The following is a 14,521-nucleotide window of genomic DNA, read 5'->3' as shown; positions in this document are numbered from 1 at the left end:
GCGCTCGGATCGGCAAAGACTCAACAATTTCAAGGAGGGTTATCATGATTAAATTGAAAAAATCTGCAGTTCTCGCCACCATTCTCGGTTTCACCCTGATTTTATCCGGTTGCGGTGGAGGAGGAAACAATGCGGAAAATAAGGCGGAAAAGCCTTCGAACAGTGCTTCCACTACAACGTCTGAAGGGACAAATAAAGGAAAAACTGAGGGAAAAGCGGACCTGCGCATGATTATGCAGTACGGGTTATTTGATCCGAAAACCGAGTATGTAGCCAAATACATTCAGGAAAGAACCGGCTTTAATGTGGAGTATGAGCTGCTGCCGGCGGAGAATGCCGATGAGAAGCTGAACCTTCTGGTGTCCAGCAAAGATAATTATGACATCGTCAAGCTGAATGCGGCCCAATTTTACAACCTGGCCTCTGCAGGAGCGCTCGAGCCCATGGATGAGCTATTGGAGTCTCAAGGCAATTACATTAAACAGTCAATTAAACAGGAATCTTTCAAAAGCGCAATGATCGATGGCAAAATTTATGGAATTCCTGAAACCGGGGCGGGTGTAACCATTGGTGAAGAGCTTGTGGTGAGACAGGACTGGCTGGATGAGCTGGGTCTGTCCGTTCCTACCAACAGAGATGAGCTCTACAATGTGCTGAAGACCATTAAAGAGAAGAAAAAAGTGATTCCACTGACCTTAAGCAAGGATTCCATTTACGGGGATATCGCCACGACCTTTGGCATATTAACGGATTGGAAGGAAGTGGACGGTAAGCTGGTGCATCGGGCTGAGCTGCCCGAAATGAAAGAGTTCATCACCTACATGAACAAATTGTACAAAGAAGGCCTACTCGATACCGAGATGCCGATTAACATCGCACAGAAATCGATTGAGAAATTCTCCGGCGGTCAGGCGGCGATGTATAAGCTTGCTTGGTGGAACGCTGGAACTACGATCGCGGCATTGCAGAAAAATTTCCCGGATGCCAAGACGACGATTATTCCCTATTTAAAGGGACCGGACGGCAAAGCAAAAGTTGGAGCCGTTGCCAATACAAGTTGGTATGTAAGTATTTTGAAATCATCCAAGAATAAAGAAGCAGCCATGAAGTTTTTGAATGCGAAACTGGAGCCAGAGACTTTTAAAGGGATTGCGCTAGGCAAAGAAGGCGTTCACTATGAAGTGAAGGACGATAAGTATTACCCGATCCTGCCGATTTTTAATGATGAATTAAGCAATGCAAGTAATTTCTTAACGGGTGTCGATGAGGAGAAATATCCTATCTACTGGCAGGCCCGTGTTCGTAAAGATCCGATTCTTCAAGCTCATTTTGAAGCATATCAGAAAAACGCTGAAGGACTTATAGTCATTGATCCCATGTCGACTGCGCCGCCGATTGATGCCATTTCTAAAAACCTGCTGAAACTTTCAAAGCTGCTGGATGATACTGTGCTGCAGTTCATTTCCGGAGCTAAACCGATTGATCAATATGATCAGTTCTTAGCTCAATGGAAGGCAGAAGGCGGGGCCGATATGATTACCGCAGCGAATGAGTGGTTTAAATCAACGAAGTAAAAGATAAATGATGAAGAGCAGTTGCCTTAGCAGCTGCTTTTTTTTCAAAAGACATGTTCTCAGTCGAGCTTATTTAGTAAAAAAGGGGGGGTGATCCTTGGTGAAAGGTTTATTTCTGAAGCGATTATCCTTATTTGTAAGCATCTCCTTGATTATTGCACTAATCGTTCCTACAACATCTGTATTTGCTGATCATGGGCTGCCTTCGGATCAAAGCAATGGCGTGTCGGATCAAGAGCCCGTTAAATTCATTTCCGCGGACGGCGGCACATCTCTTGAATTCACAGACATTAATGTGACGGGTGAGCCTTTGGAAGGAAAACATGATTTTCTGGCTTTGTACACCAGCGGCGCAACGGTTACCAACTCCGTATATCCCAATGAAGTATGGGTCTCGGAACGTCAAGTGGCCGTTGCTGTAGATGGCGGCGGTAATGTACACCATGTGGTTGGACCGAAAGACGACCCTCCAACAGGCTGGGACCCGGGCAAACTGCTAAAGATTCCGGAAGGAGGTTATGTCGTTTTGGCTGGGGGCAAAAGTACATGGGATGACTCGCCATATCAGCAATCTCTCTTTAGGCAATATAAGGTGGGAGATCGCGTGAAGCTGATGCGGTCCGGAGTAGAGGTTACTGCGGTGGATTTTCTCCCAAAACAGCCAAATCCAGATCCCGACCCGGAACCAACATCCCCAGAGCTGTATCTCATTACGAAGAATGATACAACCGTCAATATTCCGGTAATTGAGGTTTCCGGCTTTGTGGCTAATTACGCCAAGGAACTGGATATCAGCGTGTTAGTTAATGGGGAAGCGACCCAACTTTCGGCAGAAGGGGTTTTCGGAATGAATGTGTACTTAACATCCGGTGAGAACACAATCACAATCAAGTTATTGAAAGCCGGGGATGAACTGGATTCAGAGACGCTCCGTGTTACTTATGAACCGATTGAGAACCAGGATTACATTGAGGTTGAGGCCGCCCCAAAGGACATAACCGTTGATATTGAGGGCCCACGCAAGAAAATAGACTATGTAGATAAGGATGTAACAGGCGTTCCGAACATTGTAGCTATATTTACGAGAGATTATGGTTCTAGCATCGTGATTCCTCAGACGAATGTAGCTGTACAGGTCGACGAGAACAACCGGGTGTTGCAGGTAATCAACCCATCCATCAACGGCAAGCCGCCGGTATGGACCGGGCCGACTAATTTGGAAATCCCGGAAGGCGGCTATGTGCTGATGGCTCAGGATAACAGCTACACCGGCAACAACATCAAGCGCTTCCTGGCTGAAAACTTCAAGGCTGGAGATATGATCAAGCTGCGCAAGAACGGAGAAGCCGTGCCGGTTCGGGATATTATGAGCGGGAACGGCCTCATCGCCAGACTTAAGCTGGATAACCAGCCCATGTATACCGTTACGGAAGGCAGTACTGTCATCTCGGGGAAAATCGACAATATGGACAATACTGCAGTTATCAAGTTACTCATGAACGATAGGGAAGTTCCTTTTAATGCCGATGGTTCGTTCTCTTATACGTACACTTTGACCAAGGGTACAAATTATATCGATGTTAAAGTGCTGAAAAATGACATAGAGCAGGATCGACGTTATCTCGCCGTGTTTGTTAAAGAAAGCCTGTCCTCGAAAAAAGAGGCCATTCTTTGGGTAGACCAGACTTCCAATGCCAAAAAGTTCAAAACCAGCGAGCAAGTTCGGGCCTTCCTTCAAAAAGCCAAGGACACCGGCATTACATCAGTGGCGTTTGATGTGAAGGGAGTGGAAGGTTATGTTTCATATAAGAAGAATGACTTAACAGGCAGACCGTATATCGGTACGCTCCCATCTTCTGGCGCCAGTCCGGACCTGGATTTGCTGCAGGAGTTCATTGACCACGGCCATGCGCTGGGCTTAAAGATTCATGCGGCGGTTAATGTGTTCGCCGAAGGGTCCTTAGCCAGAAACGAGTTTGCCGTGCTGAACGATCATCTGGACTGGGAGGAACGCGTGTATTTCGCGGAAAACAACGGGGAGATCAAGCGTCTGCGTGAGAGTGCGAAGAAGGGACTTGTGGCGTTTGTCAATCCGGCGAACGATGAGGTTCGCGAATACCAGCTCAAGACCTTTGAGGAAATCATCAAAAACTATGATGTGGACGGCGTCGTACACGACCGCAGTCGTTATGACAATGAAGGCGCCGATTTCAGCGAGGAGACAAGAGTAAAGTTTGAGCAATTTTTGCAAAAACGGGGTAAGACATTGGTCAATTGGCCAAACGATATTTTTTACTATGAAAATAATGTGAGGAAAAACGGGCCGCTCGTTCAGGATTGGTGGGAATTCCGGTCAGGCATCATTCAAAGCTTTTTTACTGAAGTGAAGTCGCTTGTGGATTCTTATAAAGCTCAGACCGGTAGAAAGATCGAGGTATCCTCTTATGTGGGATCTTGGTATGAAACGTACTATTTGAATGGGGTGAACTGGGGGAGTAAGAACTTCCGGTTTAGTCCCGCGCTGGGCATGCCGGATGAATCCGTGTATACACCGGAATATTACAATACCGGGTATATTGAATTTTTGGATTTTCTCATGATCGGCGCGTATCAAACGACCAGTCAGGAGATTCAGAAATACATTACGCTTGGCAATATCGTAACCAATGGGGAAATTCCGCTGTATGCGGGAATTGCGCTGAATAATGTGCAGACGCCAGCTGTACAGCGCGAGGTGTTCCAGGCGGGCCTCAAATCCACGAACGGGTTGATGCTGTTTGACGCTTCGCAAATCAACTGGGCTGTCGCCAAGGCGGCACTTCAGGATCGCGAATGGGTGAAAGACTACCAGCTCGGGATGAGTTTGCCGGGAAGCCCGGATTCATTTCTGGAAGGGCACTACCATAATGTGAACCGGGTTGAGGGCAACATTAACGTAATGACGGAGGCTTTCGGTTATTCCACTGGCACGAATCGTTTTGGAGTTGAGGTGGTAGTCGATGATACAGGGCATGTGACCCGTGTTGTTAACCGAAATCAAGCGATCAAATGGAGCTGGGGCTCTCCGGAAGAAAACAATAGTGTTATCCCCCCAGGAGGTTTCGTGATATCGGCGATGGATCCCTCTGGGGTGAGAACCAACCGCCAGCTTGTAGCCAACGCCTATAATACGGGGGATCAGGTTCGTTCTGCGGTGTTAAGCGAGCTTACGGATGACGAAGAGCGGGAGACGCACGAGAGTCAGTTCCTTTTGCAAGGCCTGGTAGAGGTGCTCGGACCGGGTAAGGCTGCTGTGAAGGTCAACGGGCAACCGGCGGAATTATCTCCGGGCGGAAGCTTTAAGGCGAATGTAGCATTAAATACAGGCGTTAATCCGATTAAGGTAGATGTTTATGTCGATGATCTCAAGACGAATAGCAAAACAGTGCAGGTCATTCGGACCTCTACCGGCGGCGGAAATCCTGGTTCCGGCAATCCAGGTTCACCGGGCGGCACAGGCGGCAGCTCCGGAGGGGCACCAACTCCAGCCAAGCCGGCTGAGCCGGAGCGTTTGAGTATCAAGAAAGAAACAAAGGGGAATGGGGAGGTCAGCGTTGACGGAGTTGTGAGCGAGTCGCGGATGCTGGAGGAGGTAGAAACCCTTCGCAAGCTGCCAGCAGCCTCGCATGTGCTTAAATATGGCATAAATGAAAAGTCTGATGTAGTCGCACTCCACCTACCTGTGCAGGGTCTTCGCTCAGCCGTGAAGAACTTGCCGGGGGGCGCCGTTGTATTGGAGTCTTCCTTAGGACGTTTGGAATTTCCACTTCAAGCGCTGATTGACTCATTAGAGAATCGAGGTGCCACCGATCAGCTGCGGATTCGTATTGGTATTGCGTCGAAAGAACGGGAAGACAGGGTGAATGTCTTGCTGCCGGATCGTGCTTCTAAGCTTGGGGCAGCGCTCGCGATCTCCTTTGACTGGGAGTCAGGTGGGAGCTTATCTGCTTTGCCGATGTTCAAGGGAGCTTATGCGAAGTTTGCCAAAGCACTGGAGAGTACGGTGAGTCAGGCTACAACAACGGTTCTGCGAGCGGATTTGGCTTCCAATAAAGTGGCTTTTATGCCTGCACGAATTGAGAATGTTAATGGAAAATTTGTGGCAGAATTCAGATTTAAAGAGGGCGGCGTTTATTCCGTAATTTCACATGAAAAGACGTTTAAGGATATGAGCAGTCATTGGGCTCGCGAAGAAGTCTCGTTGCTGGCTTCAAAAAAAGTGATAGAAGGATTCAGTGATACTCATTTTGGTCCGAGTGATCCGATTACGAGAGCACAGTTTACGGCCATGCTCGTCCGTGCGCTTGGACTCAAGGAGCAAGGGAACGTTACGGGTTTTACGGATGTGGAGGCAAATGATTGGTATGCATCTGCAGTAGCGACTGCGGTGAAAAATAAACTAATCGAAGGCGTTGGCAGCGGAGAGTTCCGTCCGCGTGATCAAATCACTCGGGAGCAGATGAGCGTCCTGCTCGTACGCGCCTTGAAGCTAACCGGAAAGGAAGCAGCGACAGAAAACCAGGGTTCTGCGCTCACAGGCTTCAAAGATCGTGATCGTATGGCAACATGGTCAAAAGAAGCCGTGGGTGAGGCGGTCCAGTCCGGACTCATGAAAGGCCGCTCGTCTGACTTGTTCTCCCCAGGCGCATCATCCAGCCGTGCAGAGGGGGCAGTAGCCATTACAAGGTTGCTGCGGACTGCAGGATTTATTAACTAAAATAAGCAACATGTAAAAATGCCAGCCTATAGACGGAAGAAACCGTCTATAGGCTGGCATTACTTTTGTTGTATTAGGAGCAAAAATTTCAACGGAGTCGAACGATTGACACATCTGAACAAAGTGCGACTGGCCGTTTATTTGTTTGCTCTGCTTCATTCATGTTACAAAACCGAAAAACGAACCACAAGGTAGGGAGGAAAGTTGTATTCTATACAACAATTTAAACGGATCCTGAGCGGTCCAGGCCGGATTGTTGTAAAATGTACAACAATATTGCAGTAGTAGGGCCAATTAACGCTAAATTTCTTGCACGAAATACAACAATTTGCGGTGAAATGGCCATTTCAGGTCAAAATTGTTGTATGAATTACAACAATTGGTGCAGGCGATGTAATTCACACCTCGAATTATCCATAGATCTTCTCCACCCATCCCTCATTCCTCTCATTACACCAATATAGAAGTTAGAAGTTAAAACCAACCCAAATGGCGCTGTGAGGCGTCCTTCTGAAAAGAACTCACACCGGACGAAGCTTAGGCCACTGAAGCTCAAGACCTTGGCCGACCAGTTTTTGCTGGAAGTCTGTTAAAGTTTCATGATGATTGCGCACATCCGTAGGCAGCACATTGTGGTCCAAACAGTAGCTGGCGCAATATCCGGCAGCTTCACCGATGTTCCATTCCACGGGATGAAGGCGATAGCAGCCATTGGTAATATGAGTAACTCCGATGTTTTTGCTGGCGGCCAGCACATTTTTTACCCGTTTCGGGATTAGGCTGCCGAGTGGGATCTGGAAGGGCAGTGAAGAAATATCGATATATGGTCGATTTCCTGTACTCGGATGCAGATCGATTCGGTAGCAACCAACACCTACTGAATCATGAAAGACTTCAGCGGTACCATCCGGGCGAGACGCCGTAGCTACATGCTGCTCGAGCACCGTGAATTCAGCCTGAATTCTTCGAGACTCCCGAATGTACGGGTACATCGCCAGCCCGTCTTCCGTACCAACGACGTCTGGACGAAGACGTAGGCCTGGGTAGCCTTGCTTGCCATCCGGCCGTGGAGCTTCATTTTGCAGCCAGTAAAGTAGAGATAGACTGAGCTGTTTGGCCTGATAAAGATGCCGGGCGGCATCTTCCTCCGGAACATCAATGATGGAACCGAGCCAGTAATCGTTTTGCGGCCAGTTGACCAGGGAGACCGGACGAAGGGACAAGCTGTCGTCAAAATGCACGGGGTCCATAATTTGGCGGTACTGAAACAGCGGGAATTTTTCATGGCCTGGAAAAATTTCATACTCTACCGGCTCATTCGTGGAAGGCTTAACTCCGGTTAAGCTTAACAGCTTATCCGGCCAGAAATCAGGCTTATACTGGCGCCAAAAATCATATGTCGCAGGCTTGTCGATGATATGCTCTTCATTCTCCTCGTAGTCTATGGCAAAACAATAAGTAAAACTCTGGATGTCCTGCGGTGCTGCATCTCCGTCTATGGCGTGCGGTTCTCCGGTTTGTGCTTTGGACTCCGCACCGGTAACATATTCAATACCCGCAAGTGGAAGCAAGTCTCCGAGCTCTGTGGCATCTACAAAAAAAGGCGCCTGCAGCACGATTTTTTCATTGGTTTCAAGATGCCGTACCGTCACGGAGTCAACGCGATCACCGCTTACTTCGGCCTGATCAGCCCGATATTTGTGCAAAATAGTTAATCTTCCGCTGTGAATATACGGAGCCAACATCTGATGCAATACAGCTAATGCGGCCCTAGGTTCGTGACAGAGTCGGCTGACGATTCCACTACCGGGATTTAAGTAAGGATTGTTCCTTGCTTTCGAGGTCATCGGAAAGTGATCCCGATAATACTGACGAACGCCTTCTCGAAACTTTCGGTAGCTTCTTGTGCAGCCAAATTGTTCGATCCACGGGTGTTCATCAGGCGGTACCGCTTGATTGGTAAGCTGTCCACCAATCCAGGAGGTCTCTTCTGTCATGATTACGGTTTTTCCTGATGATGCAGCGGCCAGCGCAGCAGCGGTTCCGCCCGTACTGCCCCCAAGAATGACAAGATCGGCCTTCATTTCTCGTATCATTTCATAAATTCTCCTTTGGATTCATTTGGAGTAAGATAGCTGATCGAAAATGACTAGACTTGCCTACATTGTAGATGGTTCAGAAGGGGAAATGTACGAGAAGGAGGTTACCTTTTTTGGTAAAATGATGTGTAATATCATTGGCAGGCTGAATTGTGACTGTACCTCGACTGCAGATAAGAGAAACCCACCTCAAGGTTGTGACTGAAGGTGGGTTTCCTAATGGCTAGCTTGAAAATGAAACCTCAAATCATCGCATCGATGATTTGTCTAATTGAACGTACTCGTACTACGAACATTTCGTTGCCGACTCTGACTTCGATCCTTCCAAAAAAACTTCAAAGCCGTCAAGGCACAGAGAAGGGAAATTCCGAGGAACAATAGCGCCCATACAATAGAAGGTATGCTCGTAAGCTCTGCCAAATTGGTCGCATCTCCGGCTTGGCTCGGGTAGGTTACGGATCGCAGCAGCAATGTGATCGGCCCCATCACCGACTCTTCCAAACACAAAAATGCCAGCAGCAGGTAATAAAAATTACGAACCCAACCACCGATGAAATAAAAGATCACATTAATTCCGATGAATAGGATTAGCCACCAACGTCCGTATCCGAGGCGCACAAATAATAGCAGCGACGCAAGTGCGAGCACACTGATGACGACAAGCCCTGCCGCTTGTTTTTGCTTGTAATAGCCGTAAAATAACACAATAGCAAAAAGCGAGGCCGAAATATAGCCGGCAAGGGAAACGACGAGCTGACTCCAGCCAGAAGTCAGGACGGAGTACGTAACTCCGCTGTGGTCCGGATTAAGCTCAATGCTTAAGACACGGCCGGACACTAATAAGGTCACTACGGCATGGCCGAGCTCATGAACCATCGTGTCCAGCATGCGGAACCAGTCGGAGAACGGAATCAGCCTTGTCAAAAATGCGGCTCCTACCAGATATAACAAGACCTTCAGCCATTTATTCATAAAAATGTCTCCTTCATTACACAGCAATTGATTTCATTATAATGGAGATTAGAACAACGTTCAAAAAAGCTGGTAAGTACCTGAAATATCGATTAAGATGAAAAATATATTGGATGATTATGGATATTGAGATTATTTTATATGGGCAGTATACGATGAAAATGAATTAATCGGCGAGCTATGCGCTGAAATGATCGATTATCAGACCGTAGGGATATCGTATGTTGTTAACCCGCATAAGAGGAATCAAGGGTATTGTAAGAGAATGTTGAAGGAAATGCTCGAACTCAAGGAATTATCGTGCATTCATTGTTTTGAGGCCTGGGTGGATTCCGATAACGATCCGAGCATTAGATGTTTGGAAGATACAGGTTTTGAGACAACACGAACAGCCGGATATTACGGCCTTTTAAAAGATGCGTATTTTTATGGAGTGCACAAAATCTTGTGAAAAGAGGGAATTAGCATGACAATGATCGGTCTTATAAGGCATGGTGTAACCGATTGGAATTTTGAGTATAGAGCGCAGGGACAAGCTGACATCCCTTTAAATGATGAGGGCCTCAGACAAGCTGAATTACTGTCTAGGAGAATGAAGAACGAGGAATGGGATTATATTTATTCAAGTGATTTAACAAGAGCTCTTCAAACAGCTAGGGCCATCGGCAGAGTTAAAAATATTGAAGTGAAAACGGATCAACGACTAAGAGAAATGGATTGCGGACTGATCGAGGGGACAACTGAAGCAGATCGAGTCGGTAAATGGGGATATGCATGGTCTAAGCTGGACCTTGGTATTGAATCAACGGATAGCATCTTCATAAGAGGAATGAGTTGTATTACGGAAATCTCCGAAAGACACCCTAATCAAAAAATACTGATAGTCAGCCATGGTGCTCTGCTCGGACTTACCTTAAAAAAACTCATCCCCCACGTTGATACAGAAGAACACATCGAGAACACTTCCTTAACTATATTAAATAAAGTCGACGATCGATGGGATTGTCAATTATATAACTGTACTCAACACCTTAAGACGGAAAATATTGCGGATCGAGATTGACCATATTATTTAATTAGCATCAAATATTCATGAGTGAATGTGTTGTAAATTTGTTAATCAATATCTCAGGTTGGAGGATATATCCTTATGTTAAGACAAGTAAACAAGGTATCGGTTGGCTTGGCATGGATGTTAGCTTGGTTTATGGTTCTGATCTTAGGATGTAACCACTTATACGGGTACTCATTGTTGGACGGTTTTCTGGATTCCATTGGGATTGGCAGCTGGACAGTAGAAGGGCAAATGGGGTGGCATATCACGTCTTTGATAACACTTCCTCTTTTGCTACTAAGCATGATTCAAACGGCTCGTTACTTGAAGAAAAGATATCCATACATCTTACTAACATTATTTGTAGGTACTATCATATGGAATGAAATCTATCCGATAATAACAGAACGAGTGGTTAGTTTCGGTGACATCATAATTAAATCAATTAGTTAAACTCATGATAAATAGAACTCAAAAAGTTTAGACAATAAGCACCCCAGCCTAGTAAAATTTACTATATCTAAGGCTGGGATTTTTCATGGTTAAAAATTCGAAAAGAATGAAGGGATCTTATATGGCCCGTGCTCCTTTTCAGATATTAGTTTTTCCCTATATCAAAATATCTGAAACAAACTCCATTTTGTATGCAGTATTTAGACGGTCACAAGAAGGTTATTGGCAAGGCATTGCCGGAGGCGGTGAAGAAGGGGAAACCATACTAGACGCCGCGAAACGTGAGGCTTTTGAAGAGGCTGAAATACCAACATCTTGTAAATACAAAAAACTTGATTCAAGCTCAATGTTACCTGTCATTGATGTTGTCAGTGATTTTTTGTGGGGATTGGATACCTATGTAGTACCAGAATACTCCTTTGGAGTTGAAGTTGGAGTAAAAGAGTTATTATTATCAAGTGAACACAAGGAATTTAAGTGGGTTACCTATGAAGAGGCAATCAACATACTCAAATGGGACAGTAATAAAACTGCCATTTGGGAGCTGAATCAAAGGCTATTGAGAGAGGATTTTTCAGAAAGAGAGTAGAAAAACAGTGAGGTGAGGGCGAAATAAACATATGATTATTTGGATAAATGGTGCTTTTGGAGCTGGAAAGACAACATTAGCTTATGAATTAAATAGAAGGATTCCAAATTCATTTGTGTATGATCCCGAAAATGTCGGCTACTTCATTAGAAAAAACGCTCCAAAGTCAATTTTGAAAGAAGATTTTCAAGATCATGTGATATGGAGAGAAATCAATTTCTCAATGCTTCAGACAATAGACAATGATTTCAGTGATACTATTATCGTTCCCATGACCATCGTTAACCCTCAGTATTTTAATGAAATCATACTTAGGCTGAGAACTAATGGTGCCGAAGTTCATCATTTTACTCTACTTGCAAATCGAGAAACACTACTGCGGCGATTGAAAAGTAGAGGGGATGGTAAGAACTCCTGGCCTGCCAAACAAATTGATCGATGTATTGCCAGCTTATCTCAAGATACTTTTAAAATACATATTCAAACCGACAACTTAAAACTAGAAGAAATTATGGACCGGGTGGCCAAGGAGTGTAATATTGAGTTGCAGTCGGACAATAGAGGGCACCTTAGAAAGAGGATCGACCGATTGATCACAAAAATAAAACATATAAGAATATAAGACATCAACGTAGCTGTGCCGGGCGAACAACTATTATGGTTATGGAGGAAAATAACGATGGAAATGCCTGTACATATCGTTGCAGTGGGAGGTTTGTTTGAAAATAAACAAGGGGAATAAGGTCCCAGACGTGGATTGAATAATAAGTACGAGGTAAGAATAATTCACCAGATGTATAATAATGGAATAAGCGCAGACAACAGGCCCCCAACCCGAGATCAGAACTGTCTTTGGTTGTTTTTTTTCATTCGTAAACACTATAAGTGGAGGGATTCTATGGACTATAAAATCACTAACCTAAGAGATGTACCCGACCTATTAGAGGCAAGTATCGAGTATGTTTCGCAAAGATGGGGATTACATCGAAGGATATTTGATGAATGTATAAGATGCAGTATGACTACGAGCAATCCTTTGCCAAGATGGTATTTTATGATGAAAGGGGAACAAATTGTTGGCAGCTATTCGCTTATGACCAATGATTTTGTAAGCAGACAGGATCTATGGACTTACCTTTCTAATTTATATATCGAGGAAACAGAAAGAGGAAAAGAGCTGGGCTCAGTCCTGTTAGAGCATGCCAGAAATGAAGCATATAGACTAGGTTTTGAAAAATTGTATTTATGTACCGATCACATTAATTACTATGAAAAGTATGGATGGAAACATTATACACACGGCTATCATGTATGGAACCGTGAGTCCAAAATCTATGTTATTGATACGATAAAGAGTTAACTCTACATTTGAATGGAGATAGAGATATGAATGGGGAAATCCATCATCTCATGCTAATAGCCTCACATGCGAATAGGTGCTTGGTAGACAAACAATTAGAAAAACTTAAACCTTACGACGATGATAAACACTATCGAGTTCAGTTTATTAAGCCTAACAATATGTTGAAAGGCACTCAAACAGAATACAATACAATCTCTTGGTTGCAGGATTTGAAAAACCGTGACTGCAAAGGAGTTATGATTCTTAATAACTCGAAAAGTAAAGATGAACGAATCACAAGTGCGTTTGTGGGTGGCGGACGTAAATGGAGCCTTATTTGCTTATTCGATAATACGAAAGAACTATGGCTGCCAAGCTGGGAGTTGGAGAACAAACCGCCCAATACGAAGTGGCAAATTACATATAATTTGCTTGACCCGGATTTAGATATTAACTTAGAAAACGATCATGTAAACTTGGATGAATTATCAGACCGTTTAAAAAACGCATTATCCAACATTAGTCAATTGGCAGAAGATATTGATGAGGAGTTCTGGAAGGAGAGCTTTTTCGATAAGGCTTTACAAATCGTTGAAGGGAAGTTAGTTAAGGAAAATCAACTACCTGACATTTACTCGGATCAAGCACAGAGAATTATTAATGCAGTCTACAGCTCTTGGGTATTCGGCGGCATGGGTTCGTGGAACGATAGTCCACCCTACTCAGCGCAACTCCATGGAAAAGAAAAAGAGTTTTCCTTATTCTCGGATACCCTATATGAAACCATGATGGATTGTATTGAAGGAGCGGTAAATAGCTACGGGAGGGATAAATATGCAAAATAAACTTGAACAAGACATCCGTTCAACAGCAGAGAGCTTTACAACCAATTTCTCAGATAGAGGAAATTTTGACTTTAGCGTTGAGAGCCTTAAGGGCGTAGATGATTTACTAGATGAAATAAGTGATTTTGAAATAGATGAAGACCATTTGGAGTCGATCTCTTCCATGGTAGGATGCTATATTTTCGAAGTAGCTAGAAGAAATTACGGCGGCCAATACTATTGGATTCAGGAAACCGAACAACCCGTACTCGTCACAGGTCAACCCGATTTTTCAGTATCGATATTAGCTTTTGAAAAAGTAAAGGGCAGAGTTCAAAATGGCAAGGAAGATAGTATTCCTTTTTACTTTGATGGCTATATTGAAGCCGTGAAAAAAGGGAGGGACACGGGATATTGTGCGACTGTTGTATAGATCATCATGTTGAAGACATTCGCTAATCCTTGATCTTAAAAAACGCATTATTGCAGCTCGGGCATTTTACCTCGTACTTCATATCTAATTTGATTTCTCCGACGTGATGAACTGATTCATACCCACATTCAGGGCATTTGGCTACATCGAAATGATAATTACGTCGATAATCGCTGGTCTTGAGATAGCCACTACATATGCATTTACGATTAACGACAGTATAGAGGGTTTTCAGATCCGTTATAAATTCTTTTGACCAGTCCTCGTAAGAATCAAATTCTTCTTTCGTAATTTGATAGTATTCCGGTGTATCCGCAATACCTGTCAAGATTTCAAATGCATAAACATCGCCGATCATTCCTGCACTTTGATAAGGTCCTAGTTTTAACCTTTTGTAATCCCTGTAGTTCATAGAACCAACCCCC

The 14,521-nt window shown here is 44.6% G+C and carries 12 protein-coding genes; 9 read left to right on the top strand and 3 right to left on the bottom strand.

Annotated elements, in window-relative coordinates; genetic code table 11:
- The first annotated feature begins 44 nt into the window (after positions 1-44).
- Together ACFQ3W_RS06410 and ACFQ3W_RS06405 are read left to right on the top strand one after the other, a co-directional pair.
- Complete coding sequence (locus ACFQ3W_RS06410; protein ID WP_379317797.1) at positions 45-1,574, top strand: extracellular solute-binding protein; 1,530 nt, start codon at positions 45-47, stop codon at positions 1,572-1,574.
- Between the two features lie 100 nt (positions 1,575-1,674).
- Positions 1,675-6,330: an S-layer homology domain-containing protein gene (locus ACFQ3W_RS06405; protein ID WP_379317795.1), complete on the top strand. Its 4,656-nt coding sequence runs from the start codon at positions 1,675-1,677 to the stop codon at positions 6,328-6,330.
- Between the two features lie 521 nt (positions 6,331-6,851).
- Here ACFQ3W_RS06405 and ACFQ3W_RS06400 read toward each other — a convergent pair.
- Together ACFQ3W_RS06400 and ACFQ3W_RS06395 are read right to left on the bottom strand one after the other, a co-directional pair.
- Positions 6,852-8,426 (bottom strand): FAD-dependent oxidoreductase, encoded by a 1,575-nt coding sequence (locus tag ACFQ3W_RS06400; protein ID WP_379317793.1) that lies wholly within the window; start codon positions 8,424-8,426, stop codon positions 6,852-6,854.
- A gap of 270 nt (positions 8,427-8,696) precedes the next feature.
- Entirely contained in the window at positions 8,697-9,401 is a 705-nt protein-coding gene (locus ACFQ3W_RS06395) for a M50 family metallopeptidase (protein ID WP_379317791.1), read from the bottom strand.
- Between the two features lie 139 nt (positions 9,402-9,540).
- Here ACFQ3W_RS06395 and ACFQ3W_RS06390 point away from each other — a divergent pair, with 139 nt between their 5' ends.
- The 7 genes from ACFQ3W_RS06390 to ACFQ3W_RS06360 all read left to right on the top strand — a co-directional run bounded on the left by ACFQ3W_RS06390 (position 9,541) and on the right by ACFQ3W_RS06360 (position 14,096).
- A complete protein-coding gene (locus tag ACFQ3W_RS06390) occupies positions 9,541-9,852 on the top strand; it encodes a GNAT family N-acetyltransferase (RefSeq protein WP_379317964.1) in 312 nt (103 codons plus the stop codon).
- Positions 9,853-9,867: 15 nt separating this feature from the next.
- Positions 9,868-10,464, top strand: a complete 597-nt coding sequence (locus tag ACFQ3W_RS06385; protein WP_379317789.1) for a histidine phosphatase family protein — start codon at positions 9,868-9,870, stop codon at positions 10,462-10,464.
- A gap of 565 nt (positions 10,465-11,029) precedes the next feature.
- Positions 11,030-11,497, top strand: coding sequence for an NUDIX hydrolase (locus ACFQ3W_RS06380; RefSeq protein WP_379317787.1), 468 nt, complete (start codon positions 11,030-11,032; stop codon positions 11,495-11,497).
- A gap of 31 nt (positions 11,498-11,528) precedes the next feature.
- Positions 11,529-12,119: an AAA family ATPase gene (locus tag ACFQ3W_RS06375; protein WP_379317786.1), complete on the top strand. Its 591-nt coding sequence runs from the start codon at positions 11,529-11,531 to the stop codon at positions 12,117-12,119.
- 276 nt (positions 12,120-12,395) lie between these two features.
- Positions 12,396-12,857 (top strand): GNAT family N-acetyltransferase, encoded by a 462-nt coding sequence (locus tag ACFQ3W_RS06370; RefSeq protein ID WP_379317784.1) that lies wholly within the window; start codon positions 12,396-12,398, stop codon positions 12,855-12,857.
- 26 nt (positions 12,858-12,883) lie between these two features.
- Positions 12,884-13,684: a hypothetical protein gene (locus ACFQ3W_RS06365; RefSeq protein ID WP_379317782.1), complete on the top strand. Its 801-nt coding sequence runs from the start codon at positions 12,884-12,886 to the stop codon at positions 13,682-13,684.
- Positions 13,674-14,096, top strand: a complete 423-nt coding sequence (locus ACFQ3W_RS06360; protein WP_379317780.1) for a hypothetical protein — start codon at positions 13,674-13,676, stop codon at positions 14,094-14,096. Before ACFQ3W_RS06365 ends, ACFQ3W_RS06360 begins: the two co-directional genes overlap by 11 nt.
- A gap of 22 nt (positions 14,097-14,118) precedes the next feature.
- On the opposite strand, the gene ACFQ3W_RS06355 is transcribed toward ACFQ3W_RS06360, so the two are convergent.
- Positions 14,119-14,508, bottom strand: a complete 390-nt coding sequence (locus tag ACFQ3W_RS06355; RefSeq protein ID WP_379317778.1) for a hypothetical protein — start codon at positions 14,506-14,508, stop codon at positions 14,119-14,121.
- Between the last annotated feature and the right edge of the window lie 13 nt (positions 14,509-14,521).

The organism is Paenibacillus puldeungensis (assembly GCF_042678945.1).
In the GTDB taxonomy this organism is placed as follows: Bacteria; Bacillota; Bacilli; order Paenibacillales; family Paenibacillaceae; genus Fontibacillus; species Fontibacillus puldeungensis.
This window is presented reverse-complemented; position numbering and strand designations above follow the sequence as displayed.

Bases quoted from the DNA above. Each gene is read 5' to 3' on its own strand.
- ACFQ3W_RS06410 (WP_379317797.1), top strand. From the start codon at position 45: ATGATTAAATTGAAAAAATCTGCAGTTCTCGCCACCATTCTCGGTTTC.
- ACFQ3W_RS06400 (WP_379317793.1), bottom strand. From the start codon at position 8,426: ATGATACGAGAAATGAAGGCCGATCTTGTCATTCTTGGGGGCAGTACG.
- ACFQ3W_RS06395 (WP_379317791.1), bottom strand. From the start codon at position 9,401: ATGAATAAATGGCTGAAGGTCTTGTTATATCTGGTAGGAGCCGCATTT.
- ACFQ3W_RS06385 (WP_379317789.1), top strand. From the start codon at position 9,868: ATGACAATGATCGGTCTTATAAGGCATGGTGTAACCGATTGGAATTTT.
- ACFQ3W_RS06380 (WP_379317787.1), top strand. From the start codon at position 11,030: ATGGCCCGTGCTCCTTTTCAGATATTAGTTTTTCCCTATATCAAAATA.
- ACFQ3W_RS06375 (WP_379317786.1), top strand. From the start codon at position 11,529: ATGATTATTTGGATAAATGGTGCTTTTGGAGCTGGAAAGACAACATTA.
- ACFQ3W_RS06370 (WP_379317784.1), top strand. From the start codon at position 12,396: ATGGACTATAAAATCACTAACCTAAGAGATGTACCCGACCTATTAGAG.
- ACFQ3W_RS06365 (WP_379317782.1), top strand. From the start codon at position 12,884: ATGAATGGGGAAATCCATCATCTCATGCTAATAGCCTCACATGCGAAT.
- ACFQ3W_RS06360 (WP_379317780.1), top strand. From the start codon at position 13,674: ATGCAAAATAAACTTGAACAAGACATCCGTTCAACAGCAGAGAGCTTT.
- ACFQ3W_RS06355 (WP_379317778.1), bottom strand. From the start codon at position 14,508: ATGAACTACAGGGATTACAAAAGGTTAAAACTAGGACCTTATCAAAGT.